This window comes from Bradyrhizobium centrolobii, assembly GCF_001641635.1.
GTDB lineage: Bacteria > Pseudomonadota > Alphaproteobacteria > Rhizobiales > Xanthobacteraceae > Bradyrhizobium > Bradyrhizobium centrolobii.
In genome coordinates this window covers 1-21,395 of the sequence record NZ_LUUB01000033.1, presented here as the reverse complement: position 1 = coordinate 21,395, position 21,395 = coordinate 1, and the positions used below count along the sequence as shown (strand labels likewise).

15 protein-coding genes and 5 pseudogenes are annotated in these 21,395 nt (G+C 61.4%); 12 read left to right on the top strand and 8 right to left on the bottom strand.

Translation table 11 applies throughout. From position 1 onward, the window contains the following. Positions 1-18 precede the first annotated feature (18 nt). Entirely contained in the window at positions 19-501 is a 483-nt protein-coding gene (locus AYJ54_RS46840) for an AbfB domain-containing protein (RefSeq protein WP_082905515.1), read from the bottom strand. Between the two features lie 340 nt (positions 502-841). On the opposite strand from AYJ54_RS46840, the gene AYJ54_RS06850 reads away from it, so the two are divergent. From AYJ54_RS06850 to AYJ54_RS06835, 4 genes and pseudogenes are all read left to right on the top strand, one after another. After that, positions 842-1,336, top strand: a complete 495-nt coding sequence (locus AYJ54_RS06850; protein ID WP_430641404.1) for a recombinase family protein — start codon at positions 842-844, stop codon at positions 1,334-1,336. 317 nt (positions 1,337-1,653) lie between these two features. Further along, positions 1,654-2,217: pseudogene (locus tag AYJ54_RS06845) on the top strand (transposase family protein); the annotation flags it as partial. 221 nt (positions 2,218-2,438) lie between these two features. Continuing rightward, the gene (locus AYJ54_RS06840; RefSeq protein WP_063697685.1) at positions 2,439-2,648 is read left to right on the top strand and encodes a hypothetical protein; all 210 of its coding nucleotides are present in this window, start codon (positions 2,439-2,441) and stop codon (positions 2,646-2,648) included. A 4-nt stretch (positions 2,649-2,652) separates the two neighbouring features. Further along, positions 2,653-3,957: an LLM class flavin-dependent oxidoreductase gene (locus AYJ54_RS06835; RefSeq protein WP_063697683.1), complete on the top strand. Its 1,305-nt coding sequence runs from the start codon at positions 2,653-2,655 to the stop codon at positions 3,955-3,957. Positions 3,958-3,991: 34 nt separating this feature from the next. Here the strand turns inward: AYJ54_RS06835 and hydA are convergent. The 3 pseudogenes from hydA to AYJ54_RS06820 form a co-directional block, all read right to left on the bottom strand. Further along, a pseudogene (hydA, locus tag AYJ54_RS06830) lies at positions 3,992-5,397 on the bottom strand (dihydropyrimidinase). Next, positions 5,397-6,123 (bottom strand): annotated as a pseudogene (locus AYJ54_RS06825) (maleate cis-trans isomerase family protein). The pseudogenes hydA and AYJ54_RS06825 overlap by 1 nt, the downstream one beginning before the upstream one ends. 9 nt (positions 6,124-6,132) lie before the next feature. Further along, positions 6,133-6,429 (bottom strand): annotated as a pseudogene (locus AYJ54_RS06820) (ABC transporter ATP-binding protein); the annotation flags it as partial. A gap of 444 nt (positions 6,430-6,873) precedes the next feature. On the opposite strand from AYJ54_RS06820, the gene AYJ54_RS06815 reads away from it, so the two are divergent. The 3 genes and pseudogenes from AYJ54_RS06815 to AYJ54_RS52075 all read left to right on the top strand — a co-directional run. Further along, positions 6,874-7,326 carry a (2Fe-2S)-binding protein gene (locus tag AYJ54_RS06815; RefSeq protein ID WP_063697681.1) on the top strand — a complete coding sequence of 151 codons (453 nt, stop codon included), beginning with the start codon at positions 6,874-6,876 and terminating at the stop codon, positions 7,324-7,326. A 2-nt stretch (positions 7,327-7,328) separates the two neighbouring features. Next, a complete protein-coding gene (locus tag AYJ54_RS06810) occupies positions 7,329-9,662 on the top strand; it encodes a xanthine dehydrogenase family protein molybdopterin-binding subunit (RefSeq protein WP_063697679.1) in 2,334 nt (777 codons plus the stop codon). Between the two features lie 264 nt (positions 9,663-9,926). Next, positions 9,927-10,118, top strand: a pseudogene (locus AYJ54_RS52075) (hypothetical protein); the annotation flags it as partial. A 16-nt stretch (positions 10,119-10,134) separates the two neighbouring features. On the opposite strand, the gene AYJ54_RS06805 reads toward AYJ54_RS52075, so the two are convergent. The 4 genes from AYJ54_RS06805 to AYJ54_RS06790 form a co-directional block, all read right to left on the bottom strand. Then, on the bottom strand, positions 10,135-10,713 hold the full coding sequence (locus AYJ54_RS06805; protein WP_063697717.1) for a QcrA and Rieske domain-containing protein: 579 nt from the start codon (positions 10,711-10,713) through the stop codon (positions 10,135-10,137). A 14-nt stretch (positions 10,714-10,727) separates the two neighbouring features. Then, complete coding sequence (locus AYJ54_RS06800) at positions 10,728-11,183, bottom strand: hypothetical protein (protein ID WP_136623496.1); 456 nt, start codon at positions 11,181-11,183, stop codon at positions 10,728-10,730. 116 nt (positions 11,184-11,299) lie between these two features. Then, positions 11,300-13,030 carry a PQQ-dependent dehydrogenase, methanol/ethanol family gene (locus AYJ54_RS06795; protein WP_063697675.1) on the bottom strand — a complete coding sequence of 577 codons (1,731 nt, stop codon included), beginning with the start codon at positions 13,028-13,030 and terminating at the stop codon, positions 11,300-11,302. A gap of 118 nt (positions 13,031-13,148) precedes the next feature. Then, positions 13,149-13,640, bottom strand: coding sequence for a Rieske (2Fe-2S) protein (locus AYJ54_RS06790; RefSeq protein ID WP_245328923.1), 492 nt, complete (start codon positions 13,638-13,640; stop codon positions 13,149-13,151). A 1,124-nt stretch (positions 13,641-14,764) separates the two neighbouring features. Between AYJ54_RS06790 and AYJ54_RS06785 the strand changes: the two genes are divergently transcribed. The 5 genes from AYJ54_RS06785 (at position 14,765) to AYJ54_RS06765 (ending at position 20,955) form a co-directional block, all read left to right on the top strand. Further along, positions 14,765-16,117, top strand: a complete 1,353-nt coding sequence (locus AYJ54_RS06785) for an ABC transporter substrate-binding protein (protein ID WP_063697674.1) — start codon at positions 14,765-14,767, stop codon at positions 16,115-16,117. A gap of 140 nt (positions 16,118-16,257) precedes the next feature. Beyond that, positions 16,258-17,295 carry an ABC transporter ATP-binding protein gene (locus tag AYJ54_RS06780; protein WP_063697715.1) on the top strand — a complete coding sequence of 346 codons (1,038 nt, stop codon included), beginning with the start codon at positions 16,258-16,260 and terminating at the stop codon, positions 17,293-17,295. Beyond that, positions 17,292-18,227, top strand: coding sequence for a carbohydrate ABC transporter permease (locus AYJ54_RS06775; RefSeq protein WP_063697673.1), 936 nt, complete (start codon positions 17,292-17,294; stop codon positions 18,225-18,227). The genes AYJ54_RS06780 and AYJ54_RS06775 overlap by 4 nt, the downstream gene beginning before the upstream one ends. A gap of 1 nt (position 18,228) precedes the next feature. Continuing rightward, positions 18,229-19,074, top strand: coding sequence for a carbohydrate ABC transporter permease (locus AYJ54_RS06770; protein ID WP_063697672.1), 846 nt, complete (start codon positions 18,229-18,231; stop codon positions 19,072-19,074). An 816-nt stretch (positions 19,075-19,890) separates the two neighbouring features. Next, complete coding sequence (locus AYJ54_RS06765) at positions 19,891-20,955, top strand: IS110 family RNA-guided transposase (RefSeq protein WP_063697713.1); 1,065 nt, start codon at positions 19,891-19,893, stop codon at positions 20,953-20,955. Positions 20,956-21,395: the final 440 nt, after the last annotated feature.

Genomic DNA, 21,395 nt, shown 5'->3' with positions numbered 1-21,395 from the left:
ACAGCATCGAGTTTCGTGTCAATGAGGTCCTGGCAGATCAGGAATGAAGGGCGAGACTACTATGAACGTGGCATCTCGGCGGGCCAAATCGCTATCTGCAGGCTCCAGAAAAAGGTGAAAGTCTCGATGGCGGATGAAGCGGCCAGGAAAATTAACCGATTCAAACGACACACCAGCCGGATCAGCAAGACCTCGGCGTACTGTGAAGGTGCAATCCTCACGCAGTAGCTTCTCTGCGGAAGTCTCGGGACGTGAGTTTGGGCCAAAGATGGGAGGATTAAATTCGTGAAGTTTGATGCGAAAGTCCTGGTGCCGCAGGCACATCGTCGAGAAATTACTGGGTCGAATCTGGGCAACCGTTTCGGGTCTGAAGTCGTTAATTGACGAGAACGTAGCATCTGCTTTGTCCAAGTCGCTCACGACTGGGGTAAGTTCGCCCAGAAAGTTTTGATGGCGAATGAATCTGTCTGGGAAATTCGAAGATCGCAGCGAGACAGACATTTCTCAACCCTCCTATGATCGCATTTTGAATCGTCTTTACATCTCTTCCTCGCAGTAGCTGGACAAGGATTGGTCAGGCGCCACTCCGGACGAACCGGTATTAGTAGCTGCCGACCGCTGTAACGCTCTGGCGCGCGCCAGGCGCCGATCGAGTCAGTTGGTGTCAATGGCATTCATGGAATGATACCACGCCGGCCTCCGAGCGCTGGTGATTTAGATCACATTCGCCATTGTTTGCATATTCACGCTCGTTCGTATGTAACAGGATGACCGATGTCGGCCCCCATCATTGCCTACTATCGTGTTTCAACCGACAAGCAGGGCCGCTCGGGGCTCGGCAATGGAAGCGCAGCGCAAGGCTGTCGCCCAATTCGCCGCTACCGAGGCTCTAAAGATCGCTGCTGAGTTTGTTGAGGTGGAGACCGGAAAAGGTGCCGATGCGCTCGACAAGCGCCCACAGCTCGCCGCAGCGCTAAAGAAGGCCAAGCAGATCAAGGCACCCATCGTTGTCGCGAAGTTGGACCGGCTGAGCCGCGATGTTCATTTCATTTCGGGCCTGATGACCAAGCGTGTCCCGTTCATCGTTACCGCCTTGGGGCGCAACGTCGATCCGTTCATGCTGCACATTTATGCCGCCCTTGCCGAAAAAGAGCGCGCCCTGATCTCTGAACGCACCCGCGTTGCGCTTCCGGCGGCCAAGGAACGCGGTGTGCGGCTCGGCAATCAGAACAGGCGGATGCGAACAAGGTCGCTGCTGCGGCTCGTGACGCCGATCTACAGCCTATCTTGGAAGCGATGTGGGACAAGCCATATCGCGATGTTGCGCAGGAGTTAACCGAGCGCAACATTCCAACGCCACGAGGCGGCGTTGTGTGGAACCAAGTCACAGTCATGCGGGTGATGAGGCGATTGGGTCTCGCGGACAGGTGAAGAAAGGGCAAACACAGAGTAAACGGCAGCCGTAGGGACGTTAGTGCCAACCCACCGGGGGAAGGAAAAATTCGCCGGAAAGCATGCTTATTTTCGGCAAAGCCCTCCGCAAGGCCGACCACCAAACTCGGACTTACTGTTATTGGCGGCGTCCATCGTCCTATAGGTCTAGGTGTTTAGTCCCAAGCTTTGATGGTGCATTCTTGTCGCGCGATTCGAAGGATGCGCTATGGGACAGGTTTGCACGGCTGCGCCACCACGACGGAGGCGGTCCGTCGAGCAGCACAAAATAGTCAAGAGAGCCTGAGAGCACTCGCCAAGCGCTACGGGATCAACCAGAAGACTGTCGCGAAGTGGAAGCAGCGCGAGACTGTCGCCGATCGTTCGACAGGCCCCAAGGAAGCCAAGTCGACAGTCCTTTCCATCGAGGAGGAGGCGATCATCGTCGCTTTCCGGCGACAGACGCTGCTGCCACTCGACGATTGCCTCTATGCGCTGCAGCCAACCATCCCGCATCTGACGCGGTCATCCCTGCATCGCTGCCTCCAGCGCCACGGCATCAGCCGATTGCCGGAGGTGGAAGGCGGCAAGCCTTCGAAGAAGAAGTTCAAGGCCTATCCGATCGGCTATTTCCACATCGACATCGCTGGGCTCCAGACCGCTGAAGGCAAACTCTACCTCTACGTCGCAATCGATCGCACCAGCAAGTTCGCCTTCGTGCAACTGGTCAAGAAGACGGGAAGGACCTCAGCCTCGGCCTTCCTCGAAGCTCTGATCGCGGCTGTCATATGATTCGAACAGTTCGAGATCATCCGGCACTTCGATGATACGTCCGCCAATTGGCTCCCGACCGCCTTCTTTCGAAACGGCGAAAATCAACCCCTCCACATAGGTTTTTGGGACGGTGTCAGTCTCAATGACTTTAATGCGCTTTTTTCGGCTTCAAGAAGGAAAAATACCTCGCCGCTTGCGCCATCTCATCATCAGTTACGGCACGGGACACCGGAATGCGCGTCTCCACGGCGCGCAGCGTCATCGTCGCGATCGTCACCGAAATGCTCGGCGCGCATGGCGGGCTCGGCTGGATGATCTACCAAGCCGTGCTCCAGATCGACTTCGTCCAGGCCTGGTCGGCGATCTTCGTGGCGTCCGCCGCGAGCCTCGCCTTCTTCGGCCTTATCGGCCTTCTCGAACGCAGGATCCTGTTCTGGACCTGACGCCATGAAACGACAGATGCATCTCGGCCTGTTCATCCTGGGGACCGGCAGCCACGTTGCAGGCTGGCGCTACCCCCGCGCGGTGGACAGCTTCCAGGATTTTGCCGCGATCCAAGAGATCGGCCGCACCGCCGAGCGCGGCAAGTTCGACCTGATCTTCATGGGCGACAATCTCTATGCCGACGCGACCGCCCATCCCTCCTATACGCTGCGGCTCGAGCCGCTGACGATGCTGGCCGCGCTCGCGACCTCGACCAGCCATATCGGGCTCGGCGCCACTGTCTCTACCACCTACAGCGATCCGTTCTCGGTCGCGCGCGTCTTCGCTTCCCTCGATCACATCTCCAAGGGCCGCGCGGCGTGGAATGCCGTGACAACGGCCAATCCGACAACGGCCGCGAATTTCGGTACCACCCATCCCGATCACGCCCGCCGCTACGAGATGGCGGGCGAATTCCTCGATGTGGTCAAAGGCCTGTGGGATGGCTGGGCCGACGACGCCATCGTCGCCGACCGCACCAGCGGCCTCTACATCGACCCGGCCAGGCTGCGCTCGATCGAGCATGACGGCGCCTTCTTCAAGGTGAAAGGCCCGCTCAACATTGGCCGCAGCCCGCAAGGCCATCCGGTGGTGCTGCAGGCCGGCGGATCCGAAGCGGGGCAGATGCTCGCCGCGCGCACGGCGGATATCGTGTTCTCGGTGGTGCAGGACATCGACGAAGCCAAGGCCGGCTACGCCGCTCTCAAGAAGCGCCTGCCGGCGTTCGGACGCAAGGCAGACGATGTCACCGTGCTGCCGGGCGTCATGCCCGTCGTCGGTCGCACCGACAAGGAGGCATTCGAAAAGCTCAACGTGCTCCAGAGTTTTGTCAGCGGCGGCAACGCGCTCGCCGTTCTCTCCGACCGCTTCGGGCGGGACATGACGGCCTACGATCTCGACGGGCCGATTCCGGACATCGCGCCGTCCGACAGCTATCACAGCTTCGCCGGCGTCATGCTCGCCAAGGGGCGCCGCGAGAACATGACGCTGCGCGACCTCTACAATCTCACTGCCGCCGCGCGCGGCCACTGGGTGCTGTGCGGCTCGGCCGAACGTATCGCCGACACGCTACAGCTATGGTTCGACGAATATGCCGCCGACGGCTTCAACATCATGCCGCCATATTTCCACGAAGGGTTCGAGGATTTCGTCCAGCTCGTGGTGCCCATCTTACAGGAGCGCGGGCTGTTCCGCGCCGACTATGAAGGAACGACGCCGCGCGATCATCTTGGTCTTGCTCGGCCGGCGAATCCGTTCTTTGAGGCCTAGATGCACCGCGATTCGGCTAAACTTGCTGGCCGGATCAGACGAGGCTCGACTTGCCGCGGCTAAGCACTTCGCCCGGCCCCTTGGCGCCGACGATTTTGCCTTGCTCATAGACCACGCGACCGCGTGCGATGGTCGTAACGGGCCAACCGGTGACGTCAAACCCCTCCCATGGCGTGTAGTCGGAGCCGTGATGCAGATCGGCCTGCCTGATCTGCTTCTTCAGCTTGGGATTCCAAAGGACGATGTCGGCGTTGAACCCGATACCGATCGAGCCCTTGCGCGGGTAGAGACCGTAGATGCGCGCATGGTTGGTCGAGGTTAGCTCCACGAATTTTTGCAGCGTGATCCTCCCCTTCGAGACGCCTTCAGAGAAGAAAATCGGCAGACGCGTCTCAACGCCGGAAATACCGTTCGGCACCCAACGGAACGAGGTGCGGGAATTCGGAGTGAGCTTGCCCTTGGGATCGTCGTAGCGGAACGGGCAATGGTCGGACGAGAATATCTGGAACACGCCGGTCGTGATCCCCTCCCAGATCGCCTGCTGGCTCTCCGCATCGCGCGGCGGCGGTGAGCAGACATATTTGGCGCCGCTGATATCCATGTTCAGGCCCTTCATGTCGTCGGCCGTAAGCGTGATGTATTGCGGACAGGTCTCCGCACGCACCGGCAATCCGCGCTGCTGGGCCCAGCGCACCTGCTCCATCGCCTCGCGCCCGGAGACGTGGACGATCATAATGGGAACGCCGACGATTTCGGCATGGCTGATGGCGCGATGCGTCGCCTCGCGTTCGACGGCCTGGGGCCGCGACACGCCGTGATAATAGGGCGCGATGTGGCCTTCGCGCTCCAACTTGGTGGTGAGGAAGCGAATGGCGTCGTAGCCCTCGCAGTGAACCATGACCAGCGCCTCCTCGCGGCGGGCCACGTCGAACACCTCGAGCAGCTGCTTGTCGCTGAGCACAAGGTCGTCATAGGTCATGAACACCTTGAACGAGGTGTAGCCGTCCTTGACGAGGGCCGGCAGCTCCTGCCGCGAGTACGACCGCGGTCGGATCAGAGATGATGAGGTGGAACGCGGTGTCGATGTAGCATTCGCCTTCGGCGAGCTTGCGGTAGCTCTCGACGCGGGCGCGCAGCGACGTGCCCTTCTCCTGGAGCGCAAAGGGAAGCACCATGGTGTTGCCGCCGGCGGCAGCCGCGCGCGTCGCCGAAGCGAAGTCATCAGCCATGACCACGTCGGGACCGGACGGCTGCGAGATGTGGACGTGGCTGTCGATCCCGCCCGGCAGCGCGAGCAGGCCTGTCGCGTCGATCTCGCGCGCCGCGCCCTCGATGCTGTCGGCGATGCGGCCGTCGCGAACGCCGATGGAACTCGTCGCTCGCCGTCACGATGGTGCCGCCACGAATGGCGAGATCGAGCTGCGCCACGGGGGTCTCCATCAATTGATGACTGGCACCGTCTGGAAAATCCGGCCCCACTCCGCAAGAGCCGTGATGTCGCCGCCGGCAAGGCTGAGGGTTCGCCGTGACAGCGACTGAGTCGAGCACGGCGATATCCAACTCCCGTTCGAGCGTGGCCGCAAGCGCGGCACCATCGAGATTGGTGCAGAGGATGACGACGGCATCGGCACCCTCAGCTGCCACCGCGCGGATCATCTCGGCGATCGTCGCAGGCGCGACCTCGCCGAAGGAAAAGTTGTCACGCAGGCCGAGATGCCGCTCTGCGTGCGGAGCGATACCCTCCTCGGCCCAAACGTCGCCGATCCGCCACTGCACGTCGTCCGTATAGGGCGAAACGAGACCGACGCGTTTGGCGCCGAGCGCGCGGGCGGCATCAATGCAGGCCAGCGTCGACGTCGTCGCGGGCACGCCCGTGCCCGTCGTGATGGCTTCGCAAAGGCTTCTGTCGCGGCCGATGCCGAGCCAGCTTGCCGAGGTGCCGTTCCGGGCGATGGCATCGATTTTTGCATCGGCCAGCAGATCCGCCGCCGGCAGTATCACGGAGGCGTCGAACTGGTTCAGCGCCGCGGCATCGAGCGCGATCTCGGTGACGCGGAAGCGCGAGAAATGCGCGGTGACGCCGTCAACGCCGGCCAGCATGGCGCTGGTGACGGGCTCGAGCACTGAATTGGACGACGGCGTGATCATGCCGAGACGCTTGCGCATGGCCGTACTCTACGACGCCTGCGCAAGGCGCGTCGATTCCTCCCGGATCAGAGCCAGGATGTGGCGCTTTGCGTCGTTGAACTCGGGGCTGGTGATGTCCCGGCGCGGCAGGTCGAAATTGACGGCCTCGCGAATCCGGCCCGGTCTCCTCGTCATTACGACGATCTTGTTGCCGAGCACCAGCGCCTCGTCGACGCTGTGGGTGACGAAGACGATCGTGCAGCGGCGCTTCTGCCAGATCGCGACCAGTTCCTCCTGCATCTCGAGCTTGGTCTGGGCATCCAACGCTGCAAACGGCTCGTCCATGCGGGGCATCAGTTCTAGGGATCCGCTCCGTCCATCGCCGCCACGATGGCGTGAACCGCTCCTTTACCTCGGCACACATGTCCGGATGCGTGAACACGCAGAACTCGTCCTCGGGGAATCGCGATGAGGGTTCGCGCGGCGTCGCTTTCGACGAACGAAAACTGCAAAAAACAACTGTCTGTGAGGTCTCAATATCTGATAACATCACGGCCTTCGCGTGAAGATCCGCCTGCACAACAACCAAGAACTGAATTGAAGCAGGAGGCGTGCGCAAAAAACAGACTGCCGAACAGGTCGTGCAATAAGGTCTGTCAGCCTTCCTGACTCTCGCGCGGGAAGTCGAAGCGGTTGATGCAGGCGGAGCGGTTGATGCAGGCGAATGGAAGCATGTTCCAGCTTGCATCGAACTAGGCATCAGAAGCTTAAGAAGAGCGAGGAACGATCATGATCAAGCTGAAGATTAATGGCCAGGAGCAAAGCTGGGATGGCGACCCGGATCTTCCGCTGCTTTGGTTTCTCCGTGATGAGGTAGGATTGACGGGCACCAAGTTTGGCTGCGGCCAGGCCCTCTGCGGCGCTTGCACCGTCCTTGTCGAAAAGGAGGCCGTACGCGCGTGTATCACCTCGGTTTCCGACGTGGTCGGCCGGGAGGTCACGACGATCGAAGGGCTCCATCCGACGGGCGATCATCCGGTTCAGAAGGCATGGCGCGACCTCAACGTCCCGCAATGCGGCTATTGCCAGGCCGGTCAGATCATGCAAGCGGCTGCGCTGCTGATCCAAAATCCAAAGCCGTCACGGGACCAGATACGTGAAGCGATGGCGGGCAACATCTGCCGCTGCGGCACGTACCAGCGTATCGAAAACGCCGTCCATCTCGCATCGACGGGGGTGTGACCATGAATATCCAGACCAATCCCAACAAACTCCGTGGCTTTGAACGACATATCAAAGTCGAGAAAGTCAAAGTCGAGAATGTTTCGCGTCGCAGCATCCTGAAGGGTCTTGGCATCGCCGGTGGCTTCGTACTGGCCGCTCCCGTGATGTCACGTCCTGCTTTCGCGGCATACAAGACCGGCGCGGACAAGATGCCGCACGGCACCGTTGTCGACCCGCGTGTCTTCGTGGCGATCGCACCGGACGGATTAGTTACGATCGTCGCGCACCGCTCCGAGATGGGAACGGGGGTGCGAACCAGTCTGCCCCTGGTCGTCGCCGAAGAAATGGGAGCCGACTGGTCACGCGTCCGCGTCCAGCAGGCGCATGGCGACGAAGTCAAATATGGCAACCAGGACACTGACGGATCACGCAGCACGCGGCATTATCTGATGCCGATGCGCCAGATCGGCGCTTCGGCGCGCACGATGCTGGAAGCCGCCGCGGCGAAACGCTGGGGCGTGCCGGCCACCGAAGTGAAGGCCATCAATCACGAGGTGGTCCACGATGCGACCGGACGCCGCATCGGATTTGGCGACCTGGCCGCCGATGCAGCGAAGCAGTCGGTGCCGAGCATCGAAAGTCTGAAACTCAAGGACCCAAAGGATTTCCGATATCTCGGCAAAGGCGAGATCCGCATTGTAGACCTCCGCGACATCACGGTCGGCAAAGCGCAGTACGGCGCCGACGTCCGCCTGCCGGGCATGAAGTATGCCGTGATAGCACGGCCGCCGGTAACCGGTGGCAAACTCGTGTCCTTCGACGGGACCGAGGCCACGAAGGTTTCCGGCGTCGAAAAGGTCATGGAGGTCAAAGGATGGCCGTGGCCCTCCAAGTTCCAGCCGCTCGGCGGGGTGGCGGTGATCGCGCGCAACACCGGTGCCGCCGTCAAGGGGCGCGACGCGCTGAAGATCGTCTGGGACGATGGACCCAACGCCAAATACGAGTCGGTTGCCTACCGGGCCCAGCTCGAGGAAGCCGCGCGCAAACCGGGGCTGATTGTGCGCAAGGAAGGCGACGTCGACGCCGCCTTAAAGGGCGCCGACAAGGTGATCGTGGGTGAGTACTACCTGCCGCATCTTGCCCATGTCACCATGGAGCCGCCCACCGCGGTCGCAGACGTCAAGGGTGACAAGGCGGAGATCTGGGCGCCCTTGCAAAGCCCGGGAGGCACGCGCGAAGACGTCGCGAAAACGCTTGGTATTCCCGAAGAGAACGTGACTATCAACGTCACGCTGCTCGGCGGCGGATTCGGGCGCAAGTCGAAGTGCGATTACGCCCTCGAAGCGGCTCTGCTTTCGAAAGACCTCGGCGCGCCGGTGAAGGTGCAATGGACGCGGGAGGATGACGTCCGTAACGGCTTCCTCCACACGGTGTCCGCGGAACGCATCGAGGCAGGCCTCGACAAGAACGGCAAGGTCATCGCCTGGCGCCACCGCAGCGTCGCGCCGAGCATCGCCTCGACATTTGCGGCCGATACGGTGCATGAGGCGGCCTTCGAGCTCGGCATGGGCCTTGTCGACATGCCGTTCGAGATCGCCAACATCCAGTGCGAGAACCCGGAAGCGGCAGCACACACGCGCATTGGCTGGTTCCGGTCGGTCTCGAACATCCCGCACGCCTTCGCGGTCCAGTCCATGGTTGCCGAAATCGCCCATGCCACCAACCGCGATCCAAAGGACACGCTGTTGGACCTCATCGGCTCTCCACGGCTCGTCAATCTCTCTTCCGTGAAGGACCTCTGGAACTACGGCGAGCCTTACGACAGCTATCCCATCGATACCGCCCGACTTCGCAAGGTGGTTGAACTTGTCGCGGACAAAGGCGGCTGGGGACGGTCCGTGCCCAAAGGACACGGGCTCGGCATTGCCGTACACCGGAGCTTCGTCAGCTATATCGCGACCATGGTCGAGGTGTCTGTTGACGAAAAGGGCAAGCTCACAGTGCCCAGGGTCGACACCGCCATCGATTGCGGAACATACGTCAACCCGGAGCGCATCCAGGCTCAGATCGAGGGCGCTGCCATCATGGGCCTGAGCCTTGCCAAGTACGGCGAGATCACCTTCAAGGACGGCAAGGTGCAACAGGGCAATTTTGACAATTTCCCTGTGATCCGGATCGACGAGGCCCCGCTCGTAACCAACGTCCACATCGTGCCGCATGACCCCGATACGCCGCCAAGCGGCGTCGGAGAGCCGGGCGTACCGCCCTTCGCTCCGGCGTTGATCAACGCCATCTTCGCGGCCACCGGCAAGCGCATCCGGGCGCTGCCGATCGGCAAGCAACTTGAGACCTGAGATGATGTTCGGAGACATCGGTCCGGAGCAGGCGGACCGATGATTCTGGCAGATCAGGCGAAACCAACAAAAAGCGTGGCGGATTCGATCATCCGCCACGCTTTCTCATTCATGCGTCATAGCGACGTCGCGCGATCCAGGCGCAGCCGCTACTTCCTGAGAGCAAAGACCGGACCCCGCGGCCTTCCGGCACTTGATCCTCGGTGCCGAAGATTGCCCCTGGATCACCAGTGGTCACCGTCACCGTGCGACCTCGGGGGAAGGCCCGACGCCACCATATCGAGCAATCTCGGTCCTCGGGTCAACCGCCGGGGGGCTGTTTGCCCGCGAGGCGATGGCCGACACCTTAAAGAACCGTCGAGCTTCAATAGGGAATTCTCGCCGAAGGGCCAGCACATCGAGCGCGGCATCGCCGAGATGAACCTCTTCATCCTGCTCTCGGCGTTCGGACGGTCTCAATGTGAGGCGCGGATCAGCCCTGCGTGACACCGACGTGACCCGAAAAGGTCGAAGCGACCGTCACGACGCCGTCCTTGAGCTTCAGCCCGAGCGCTGCAAGCGGACGCGGAGCCGGCCCATCGATCACCTCGGCGGCGTTTCTGGGATCGAAGATGGAGGCGTGGCAGGAGCAGACGAACGCGTTGCGCTCCTTCGACCACATGTTCACCGGGCAGCCCTGGTGCGTGCAGATCGCCGAATAGGCAACGACGCCGTCTGCGGCGCGCGCCCGCGTTTCATCGGTCAGTGCGGCGGGGTCGAACCTCGCGAGGATCACCAGATTGAGGCGGTTATCGCTGCGCACCGTGCCGTCCGGAGCCATCGGATAGGCCTGCACCTGCGGGCCGCCGAGCGCAAGGTCCTCGGCCCGCACCACCTGTCCCTTCTTCGGACCGGTCAGAAACGCGAAGCGATCGTCCGGCGCCAAGGGCTTGGCAGCCTCCCCCTCCTCGGCCGCGCGCAGGGGACCAGCCAACAGCAGCGGCGCAACCGCCAGCCCGAGGATCGTTCGACGCTTGTAGCAGCGACAGTGCAGCCAGTCATCGCACCGCATGTGGCCATCCTCCATTATTCGGTTCCATTGACGTTCGCGATCAGGCGCAGCGACACCATTGCGAACTCGTCGGGGTCATGGATGTAGCCGACCCTGAAGTAGCCGTTGATCGGGTGTCTGCCGGGCTTTGTGGCCCGCACGCCGATTGCGAAGTCGAGCCCGCCCTCCTGAATGGTGCCTCGCACCACGCGACGCTCGAACGCCACCCCATCGTCAAACGACGAGAGCTCGATCACGCGATTGTTGTAGCCCTGGAGAACGCGGTAGCCGTCGCGAATGCGCAACGTGGCGTGCAGCACGGCCAACTCGCCGACCATTGCGGACACGTCGGTCACCTCGACCACGTAGGCGGGCGATTCATCGGCTCGCGCCGGTTCGAACCCAAGCGAGGCCGGAGAGGTCGCCAGCGCGGCGACCAGTGTAAAGGCAGAGAAGCGGATCAGCATCGATCCTGCTCGAACATGGTGCATCGTCAGAATCCGCTAACGGGTGAGGCCCGACCAGGTTGCTTGAAAAGACAACGAAAACTCCGCCGGCCGAGAAACCGGCCGCCATTGCTGGCGGCCGGTCGCGAACAAAGTTGGACTCACTTGGAGACGGCGAAGACCCAGACGACGCCGCCCTGCGGTACGTCCTTCTGCCAACCTACCAGCTCGCTCATCAGCCCCTGCTGGAAGGCCGCGTCGACTCCCCAGCCGGACTGCACCGCCACATATTGCACGCCGTTGACCTCGTAGGTCGAAGGCGGCGCCATGATCCCGGAGTTGGTCTTGAAGTGCCAAAGCTGCTCGCCGGTCTTGGCATCGTAGGCGCGGAACACCCGGTCGTTGGTGCCGCCCGTGAAGAGCAGGCCGCCGCCGGTGGCAAGTATCGAGCCCCACATCATCGAGGCCGGATAAAGGTTGCGCCAAACCCGCTTGCCGCTGTCGACGTCGTACGCCTGGAGCTCGCCGTAGAAGCTCGCCTTGGTGTCGACCGAGAAGTGCAGATCCGGGATGGCAACGCCCGTCCACCATTGTCCGGGAACGCGCTCCTCAACCTTGCCTTCCAGGTTGTTGCAGTGGTTCTCGTTGGACGGAATGTAGACCATTCCGGTCTTCGGGCTATAGGCCTCGTACGGCCAGTCCTTGCCGCCCCACAGGCCGGGGCAGAACTGGGCCGCCTTGCCGGTACCCGGCTTGTGGGCCATGTCGACCTCAGGCCGCCCGGTCTTTGGATCGATGCTCTTGAAGACGTTCTGCGGCACGTAGGCCCGGGCGTTGATGTAGGAGATCCCGCCGTCCGGGTTGCGCTTGAGCCAGTACACGTAGCCATTGCGCGCCACTTTCAGCAGGCCTTTGGTGGTGGCGCCGTCCTTCTGGAAGTCCACCAGCAACGGCGCGCCCATCTCGTCCCAGTCCCACGACTCGTTCTGATGGTACTGGAAATAACTCTTGATCTTGCCGGTATCGCCATCGAGAGCGACCGTGGAGGAGGTGTACAGGTTGTCGCCCGGCCGCTGATCGCCGAACCATGGTGAGGCGTTGCCGGTCCCCCAATAGACCGTGTTGGACTCGGCGTCATAGGTGCCGGTCATCCAAGTGGAGGCGCCGCCGGTCTTCCAAGTGTCGGGCTTCTCCCAGGTGTCGTTTCCCGGCTCGCCGGGTGCCGGAACCGTGTAGGTCTTCCACACCGGCTTGCCGGACTCGGCGTCGAATGCCTGGACGAAGCCGCGCACGCCGAACTCGCCGCCCGCCACGCCAACCAGAATCTTGCCTTTCACGACCAAGGGCGCCATGGTCATGTAGTAGCCAGTCTTCCAATCCTCGACCGTCGCCTGCCAGGCGACCTTCCCGGTTTTGGCGTCGAGCGCGACCAGTACGGCATCGAGCCCGGCGTGATAGACCTTGTCGCCGTACAGCGCCACGCCACGATTGGTGTTGTGCAGGGCGCTGAACCCTTCGGGAAGCTTGGGCTTGAAGCGCCAGAGCAGATCGCCCGTGGCCGCATCCAGGGCAATCACCTGGCTGTACGGCGTCGAGATGAACATCACTCCGTTGTTCACGATCGGAGGCGCTTCGTGACCCGAATCCACACCAGTGGAGAAACTCCACACCGGCACCAGCGACTTCACATTGCTAGTGTTGATCTGATCGAGCGAGCTGTAGCTCCATCCCTTGTAGGTGCCGCGCGTCATCAGCCAGTTACCCGGCTCCGGATTTTCCAGCCGGGCTGCGGTCACCGGACTGTAATTCTCGGTCACTCCGGCGACCGCGGCGGTCGAAACGAGGCATGTCAATGCCACAGTGCTCGATAAGAGCCATTGCTTCATAGTCATTGGCGACCTCCCTGGTTCACTTCGCTCTATTTCTTTGGCAGTGCCAAAAACTGATCCGATCTTGTTGACTTATTTAGTCCGCCGATCGCCTACCTTTCCTACAAAGTTCCAGCGATCGTCAGGGAACCGTCGCGATCTGCATCGAAAGCGCGGCCACGCGTAGCGGCGCCGGCCCGAACACGACTTGTGCGCTTTCCCGCGGATTGAATTCGAGAACGTTCTTGTCGCGTCCTTCTGCCTTCACCCACTGCGAGACGGGACATCCGGCGTGAGTGCAAATTACTGAATGGGCGACGATGCCATCAGCGCAGCGTGATCGTGTTTCCTCGTCCAGTTCGCCGCGATCCAGCTTTAAGACCACAATCTCGTTCAGCCGCGAACCCTTGCGGTTCACCGACGTCTTCGGGTCCTTGGGCCAGGCATGCACCGGCGGCCCGCCGAGCATCAGATCGCCAAGCTTGATGACCTCACGCGCATGGTCGCCTTCGGAGAGAACCAGCAAACCACCTTTTTGCGGTCGCTCATCATTGCCGGGCTGATCTTCCCGCGCCGCAGCGGACTTCCCCGCCGCCAGGAACACCCCGGTGGCGAGCGGCGTCAGAAGAAGCAAGCGTCGCGTTCGCTTCGGACACTGCATTTGTCTTCTCAAGCTCCACCACGAACCTGGAATTCAGCCACGGGCAACTTCACCGCCAGCCTCTGCCAAGAAACCAGCGAACAAATTACCTCCTCTTTCGCTCGCCGCCTCGCGATCGAACCTGAACCCGCGTCGCCACAGACCTTGCGCAATCGCGTCCTGGGTTTGAAGAGCAGAGTCATGGGGATTGCAAATCAACACAAACATCCGCCGATCGTTCCGTCGCCCGCCAAATTCATTGCTGCATGCGATGATCCCCTGAGAGCTTGGCACGGCCATCGTCCCGCGGCTTCCAGGCACATGCACCCACGGATCGACTATTCCGGCCCCAAGCAGATGCTTGCGATGTCTGGTCCGCGACGCCAGAACTCACTCTGGGGTGCGTTAGAGTGTCCGGGAGTTGTCGCACGCACACCGATACGAGAACGAGCTCCAGAACCCCTATGGGTTCCATCGGTACTTCGCCCTCCAGCGGATCTATCCTAAGCAATGAATGGTGCATAATCACCATTCGGAACGACCGCTATGGCTCGTCCCAGACGCAACTCGCAGCGAAAGCTTCTTCGGATTCGAATCTCCCTCGGAGGGGCGAAAGCAAACGGTGTTGGTGGCCCCTCGATATCGGCTCGCGGCCGAGCTTTCGTGCGTGTCGGCAGCAGGTGACTGTTCAACCTCGTGCGGAATGTCCGTCTACGCCGGCGATTTTTTTGCGGTCGAGCAGAAGAGGGAGTATCATGACGTTCACCGCCAGGTGACCTCGTCTTGCCGCTGTACAGGGCCCAATGGTCACTTCCGGACGAGCTGGTGGTCGATGGTGAAGCGCGCCGACTGACGTAGCGTTGAGCTACCGTCAAAAGACTGCTGGTGCTTCAGGCATCAATCGAGGCCGAATAACCGTCATTGGACGAGCTGGTGGCCGGACCAACCAGGAGGTCAGTTTTCGAGCGCGCCCGCCGACCCAGAGGCGAGGCTCTTGCATCGGCGCCCACCTCAGTCGAGCAGCCAGGCTAAGGCGTTTTCAGCGCCAGCCCGCAATAGCAGTCCGGCCACGTTGCAATGTGGTTGGTCAAGACAACGACTGTCAGGAGGAGGCAAACATGCGCTCAGAACGAGAAATCTCCACATCAGCCGTCACACGACGTGGGTTCTTGAAGCGGGTGGGAGCAACGGCTGGAACTGCGGCTCTGGCATCGGCGGTTTCGCTGCCGTTCGTGTCTACCGCGCTTGCACAGGTCAAGACGCTAAAGATCCTCCAGTGGAGCCATTTCGTGCCGCAATACGATAAATGGTTCGATGGTTTTGCAGCGGAGTGGGGCAAGAAGAACGGCGTCACCGTAACCGTTGATCACATCCCGCATCTGGAGCTACCGGCGCGTGCCGCGGCCGAGGTCTCTGCGGGAGCCGGACATGACATTTTCGCCTTCAATGGATCGGGCGGCCCGCACCTGTACGAAAAGCATGTCGCTGATCTCGGCAGTCTCGTCAGCGAGGTGGAGAAGAAGCACGGCAAGGTCCACCAGATCGGTCGCCAGATCGCATACAACGAGGATACGAAGGTCTGGAGCGCCCTGCCGGCCTACTACATCTCGTTCCCCGGCCTCTATCGAAAGGACCTGTGGGACGAGATCGGGATGAAACCCGATACCTGGGAAGATATCCACGTCGGCGGGGCCAAGCTGAAGGCGAAGGGCGCTCCGATTGGCATCGCGCTTGGGCATTCCGTCGACCCGAACCTTTCGTACCGCAGCATGCTGTGGAGCTATGGCGCGTCTGAATGCGACCAGACGGGCAAGCGCGTCACCATCAACTCCAAAGAGACGCTTGAGGTCGTGAAGCTCGTTCGCGCCATTTATAAAGATGCTATGGAACCGGAAGTCCTGTCCTGGGACGATGCCAGCAACAACCGGTATCTGGCCTCCGGTCGAGGATCATGGATTCACAACCCGATCTCCGCGTACCGGTCGATACAGAAGGCCACTCCCGAATTGGCCGACAAGATCTACGTCTGGAAGACGCCGGCCGGGCCTATACGCAGGTTGGCGTGTGGAGCGCCCAACTCCTACGTCGTCTGGCGTTTTGCGCGCAACAAGGACACGGCAATCGAGTTCCTGCGCTACTGGACCGACAATTGGGTGGCAGCCTTCGAGGCGAGCACGGGCTACAATCATCCGCTGTTCGAGAACCTCGTGCCCAAGCCCATGCCGATCTTGTCGAACGACCCAACCTCGCACCCAGCCGACAAGCTGCAGGTGCTGGAGACCGCCGACGAGTGGCACGCTACTTATGGCTATCCGGGACCGGCCGGACCGGCCTCGGACGAGGTCGCGGACAATTTCATCGTCGTCGACATGATGGCCAAGGCGGCGACCGACAAAGCGACGCCGGAGGAAGCGGTCGCTTGGGCGCAGAAAGAGATCGAGCTGATCTACAAGAAGTGGTCGGCGGCATGAACCGATGCGAACAGCGAGACGAGCAGCTAGAGCCGCTCGCCTCGCGGAACGTTGATACCAAACTGGCAAGGCGACTGCAGTCTGCCGACCGTGGAGGACAGCTTTAGGCGTTCCTTGGTCAAGGCATGGAGGAAGTGCAGATGGCCGCGGTAGTTGTCAAAGACCTCAGAAAGGTTTTCGGTGACGTCGCTGCCCTCGATGGTGTCAGCTTATCGGTCCGCGACGGCGAGTTTCTGGTGCTGCTCGGTCCATCGGGCTGCGGCAAGACTACCTTCCTGAGGATCATCGCTGGTCTCGAGCGGCAGACGTCCGGCGACGTCCTGATCAACGACGAAATCGTCAATGACATCACGCCGCGCGCGCGTGGCGTGGCCATGGTGTTCCAGAGCTATGGCCTCTATCCGCACCTGACTGTCGCCAACAACATTGCATTTCCGCTGAGGACGCAGGGCACGACACGGCCCGAGATCGGGCGCAAGGTCGAGTGGGCCGCCGGCCTGCTCGGGATCGACCACTTGCTTCACCGGCGTCCCCGCCAGCTTTCGGGAGGCGAGCGCCAGCGCGTGGCGCTGGCCCGCGCGCTCGTACGCAATCCGACGGTGTTCCTGCTGGATGAGCCGCTGTCCAATTTGGACGCGAAGCTGCGGGCAAGCGCACGCAGTGAGCTGAAGCAGTTCCAGCAGAAGGTGGCAACGACCACCATTTACGTCACGCACGATCAGGTCGAGGCCATGGGCATGGGCGATCGCATCGCGGTTATCGACCATGGCAAGCTCCGACAAGTCGGAACTCCAAGCGCGATTTACGACCACCCCGCCGACGATTTTGTCGCGAGTTTCCTCGGGACCCCGCCCATGAACCTGGTCGAGCATAGCGGTGGACTCTTGGGTTTTCGGCCGGAGCATTTCCTGCCGCGGGAGATGCTCGACGGAGCCGCGCTCTCCGAGCTACTCTTCCGCATCGATCGCATGGAGTATCTCGGATCGGAGCGTATTTTGTACGGCGCGTTGGATGGTTTCCAGGCGAAGTGCGACGTCGCGGCGAAGCTGCCCGCCCACGTTCCGCTGTCTGGCATCCGCGCTGGTGAATGGCACAAATTTGCGGTTCGGGAAGCTGAGCTGCGCTATTTCGACCGGGACGGTCGCTGTACCGTGAGCCCCAAGGAGCAAGCTCGATGAGCGCGATCGCTGAGGCAGCTGCGCCCCGTCGACCGCCACGATCGCGGTTTACTACTTTCGATCGGCTCGAGGTGCTCGGGCCGCTGTTCATCATCCCTGCAATCCTCTATGTCGTCGTGCTCGTCGGGCTGCCATTCCTGCTTGCCCTGTATTACAGCGTCAGCGCCTACAGCATCTTCAATCCGAGCTGGACGTTTGTCGGGCTGAAGAACTTCCGCGAGGTCATCGACAGCGAGATCTTCCGGCGGACGCTGGCTAACACCCTCATCTTTACGATCAGTGCCCAAATCATCGGCCTGCTGCTGGGCAAGATCGGCGCCATGCTCCTCATGCAAGAGTTCCCCGGGCGCCGGCTTGCCCGCGCGCTTATCGTTCTGCCATGGGCGGTACCGGTGTCACTGGCGACGCTGGCCTGGGTGTGGATGTTCGATTCGCTCTATAGCGTCATCAACTGGACGCTGGTGGCGGCAGGATTGATCGATCCGGCACACCGGCCACAATGGCTGGGGCAAGAGGACTTGGCGATGATTGCCGTGGTGACCGTGCATGCCTGGCGATTGTTTCCTTTCGGCGTCGTGATCTTCCTTGCCGGATTCACGTCGGTACCACAGGATGTCCTCGATGCCGCCACGATTGACGGTGCGGGCTTCTGGCGGCGCAACTATCAAATCATCCTGCCAATCATCGCCCCGATCATCATGATCGCTCTGATCTTTGGCACGGTGTTCACCTTCACGGATCTCAGCGTCGTCTATTTGCTGACGAAGGGCGGACCGATCAACAGCACGCAGGTGCTCGGCACGCTGGCGTTTCAGGTGGGCATCCTGTCGGGCGATGTCGCTCACGGAGCGGCCATTTGTTTGTTCCTGTTCCCCTTCCTCTTGGTCGCGGTGATCCTGCTCTTGCGGTCGCTGCGGCGGCGGGAGATTTGACATGCCCCGCCCTGCCGGAAAAGTAGTTGGGCAGAGTTCGTTTTATGCCGCGGTGGTTACTTTGGTTGTATTCGCCGCGTTTCCCTTCTATTGGATGCTGATCACCACCTTCAAGACGGACGGCGACCTCTACAATCTCAAGTCCATCCCTTATTGGTTCAACTCACCGCCTACGCTCGAGCATCTCAAGTATTTGTTTGAAGACACGCTGTTCGTGCAGTGGCTGTCCAATTCCGCCCTTATCGGGCTTTGTGTCGTGGCTATCACTCTTCTCGTGGCCCTGCCAGCCGGCTATGGGTTGGCGCGGATGCCGGGCCGTAGCGGCGAAAATCTGAGCATCGGCATCTTCGTGACCTATCTAGTGCCGCCGACACTTCTGTTCCTGCCTCTTGCGCGAGTGGTTACGTTGCTCGGACTGCAGGACAGCATGTGGGCTCTTGTCGTCGTCTATCCCACTTTCACCATCCCGTTCTGCACCTGGCTGCTTATGGGCTTCTTCAAGTCGGTGCCACGGGAGATCGAGGAGGCCGCAATCGTCGACGGCTGCACTGTTGTGGGGGCTTTCGTGAAAACGGTCCTTCCTCTTTCGATGCCTGCCATTCTGACCGTAGTGATCTTTGCGTTCACGCTAACGGTGCAGGAGTTCGTGTACGCGCTGACCTTCATCTCCTCTTCCAGAGAGAAGCCCGTTACTTTGGGAGTCGCGACGGATTTGATCCGCGGAGATATTTTTTATTGGGGCGAATTGATGGGAGCGGCGCTTATTTCCAGCATTCCGGTGGCAATCGCCTATAATCTCTTTTTGGACCGCTTCATCAGCGGCATCACAGGCGGCGCCGTCAAATAATCGGCCGTTTCCGACGCCGAGCAACTAACCTCATCCGGGGCCGCCGACAGCAATGCGGACGCGGTGGATCACTCGGCTGGTATAACGCGCGGCTTTCCTTTCTCGATGATGAAAGCGTTGTAAGTCCTTGCCAGCTTATCGGTGATATTCTTGGTCTCATGCACGACCCAGGCAGGGACATAGTAGGATCTCCGGCCGTCACGGTTTTCCATTCGCGTCCTGCCTGTTGACCACCGTTCCGTACTCGTCGCCGGGATGAGTGTGGCGGCGGGTAGTACTGCCTGGCGCAAATTCGGCCGTGAGCAGCACGAAAACCTTGTCCGGTACCCCGGTCACTTGAGCTTCAGTCACCAGCACCGTCGCTTTGAGGCCTGGCGGTGGCGTGACCGTTGGAAGTGGCGCCTGTTGGGCGTACAAAGGCGCCGCTGCAAGAAAAACAATTGTGGTAACAACGCCTAGCGAGCATCGCATAGAGGGACCTCCGTGTCAGCGCATCTGGCGAATGAGGCTGCCACGAATGCGCGATAGTCCGGTTACGTTGTCCCCTGGCCAGGCAAATCTTGCGACCAAACCCGTGCAAATGGGGTCGGGTGCGACGGGGATGGGTCGGAAGTTTGCCCCGCTCCCATGCGCCGGTCGCGATCGGATTGCATCCGTTCCTCCAACAACCGGAACCGGTGCAGAATAGCCTGTTCGGAATGATTAGTCAGGAGTAATTGAGTTCGGTGGAATGCCCGGTAATGGGATGGTCCGGCCGTGCTCCGGCCCTGCCGGCACGAGAAGCTGGCAAGGGGCGCTCAAGACAAGGAGCACGCCATGTCTCAGAAACTCAACGCAGCGATCGCCGTGATCGGCATCGATATCGGCAAAAACTCGTTCCACATCGTGGGTCACGATCACCGCGGTGCCATCGTGCTGCGGCAGAAGTGGTCGCGCGGCCAGGTGGAAACGCGGCTCGCCAACCTGCCGCCGTGCTTGATCGGGATGGAGGCCTGCGTCGGCGCCCATCACCTCAGCCGCAAACTCCAAATGCTTGGCCACGACGCCCGCCTGATGCCGGCGAAATACGTGCGCCCGTATTCGAAGGGACAGAAGAATGACTTCCGAGATGCGGAAGCCATCGCCGAGGCTGTCCAACGCCCGACCATGAAGTTCGTCGCGACCAAGACCGCCGATCAGCTCGACCTTCAGGCACTGCACCGCGTCCGCGATCGATTGGTCGGTCAGCGTACCGGCGTCATCAATCAGATCCGTGCGTTCCTGCTGGAGCGGGGCATCGCCGTGCGGCAAGGCCTGCATGCCCTGCGGTCCGAGTTGCCGGGTATCTTGGCGACCCGCACCGATGTGCTCTCGCCTCGCATGTTGCGCATCATCGAGGGGCTGGCGGAAGACTGGCGCCGGCTGGATCAGCGCATCGAGGGGCTATCTGGCGAGATCGAAACACTCGCCCGTCAAGATGAGGCCTGCCAGCGACTGATGACGGTGCCTGGCATTGGCCCGATCATCTCGAGCGCAATGGTGGCCGCGATCGGCGCTGGAGACGTGTTCTCGAAAGGCCGCGACTTCGGCGCCTGGCTTGGACTTGTGCCGAAGCAGATCTCGACCGGCGACCGCACGATCCTCGGCAGTATATCAAGGCGCGGCAATCGCCACCTCCGCGCGCTGTTCGTGCAAGCCGCGTGGGTTGTGCTGGTCAAGCTCAGGTGTTGGGAGCGCTATGGCCTCGACTCCTGGATCGAAGCCGCCAAGAAGCGATTGCACCACAACGTGCTGGCGATTGCGCTCGCCAACAAGCTCGCCCGGATCGCCTGGGCGGTCCTCAACAAGGGACGCGCCTTCGCGTGCGCCAAGACGCAGGAGACGGTGTCCCGACCTGCGTGATCCTCGCGCCGTGCGCGGCGCCGTCAAGGCGCGGCCTGGCAGCAGGAGAGCAAGACGTCAGGACAGCCCGACGGCCGGCCTTGACGGCCCCTTGCGCGCGGCGCGTCTGCGCGCGCAGGCCGGGACGAAGGAACGACCGCCAGACACGAACACAGGAACAGCGCGACGTGAGGAGCCATCGATGACGTAACAACACCCTTACCCGCCGAGGTCTGCGAGAGGATGAGACGACGATGGAGAATCGGTCTTCCCGGCGCATGCGAACCCTGGTGACCCAAATGGCCCGTATGAGGCCTGTCCGCTAACCAGATCGCATTGCGCGCTGATATCCATGATGGCCCGGAGCACTGCGCTCCAAGCAGAGGCCGGATACATTGATGCAAGACCGCATCTACCGGATCGTCGAAATCTTCTTGCACCGCGCGGCCGGACCATACATT

Coding starts and splice junctions, on each gene's coding strand:
- AYJ54_RS06810 (WP_063697679.1), top strand. CDS start 7,329: ATGAATATCCAGACCAATCCCAACAAACTCCGTGGCTTTGAACGACAT.
- AYJ54_RS06815 (WP_063697681.1), top strand. CDS start 6,874: ATGATCAAGCTGAAGATTAATGGCCAGGAGCAAAGCTGGGATGGCGAC.
- AYJ54_RS06805 (WP_063697717.1), bottom strand. CDS start 10,713: ATGCGGTGCGATGACTGGCTGCACTGTCGCTGCTACAAGCGTCGAACG.
- AYJ54_RS46840 (WP_082905515.1), bottom strand. CDS start 501: ATGTCTGTCTCGCTGCGATCTTCGAATTTCCCAGACAGATTCATTCGC.
- AYJ54_RS06785 (WP_063697674.1), top strand. CDS start 14,765: ATGCGCTCAGAACGAGAAATCTCCACATCAGCCGTCACACGACGTGGG.
- AYJ54_RS06850 (WP_430641404.1), top strand. CDS start 842: ATGGAAGCGCAGCGCAAGGCTGTCGCCCAATTCGCCGCTACCGAGGCT.
- AYJ54_RS06795 (WP_063697675.1), bottom strand. CDS start 13,030: ATGACTATGAAGCAATGGCTCTTATCGAGCACTGTGGCATTGACATGC.
- AYJ54_RS06775 (WP_063697673.1), top strand. CDS start 17,292: ATGAGCGCGATCGCTGAGGCAGCTGCGCCCCGTCGACCGCCACGATCG.
- AYJ54_RS06835 (WP_063697683.1), top strand. CDS start 2,653: ATGAAACGACAGATGCATCTCGGCCTGTTCATCCTGGGGACCGGCAGC.
- AYJ54_RS06770 (WP_063697672.1), top strand. CDS start 18,229: ATGCCCCGCCCTGCCGGAAAAGTAGTTGGGCAGAGTTCGTTTTATGCC.
- AYJ54_RS06840 (WP_063697685.1), top strand. CDS start 2,439: ATGCGCGTCTCCACGGCGCGCAGCGTCATCGTCGCGATCGTCACCGAA.
- AYJ54_RS06765 (WP_063697713.1), top strand. CDS start 19,891: ATGTCTCAGAAACTCAACGCAGCGATCGCCGTGATCGGCATCGATATC.
- AYJ54_RS06800 (WP_136623496.1), bottom strand. CDS start 11,183: ATGCACCATGTTCGAGCAGGATCGATGCTGATCCGCTTCTCTGCCTTT.
- AYJ54_RS06780 (WP_063697715.1), top strand. CDS start 16,258: ATGGCCGCGGTAGTTGTCAAAGACCTCAGAAAGGTTTTCGGTGACGTC.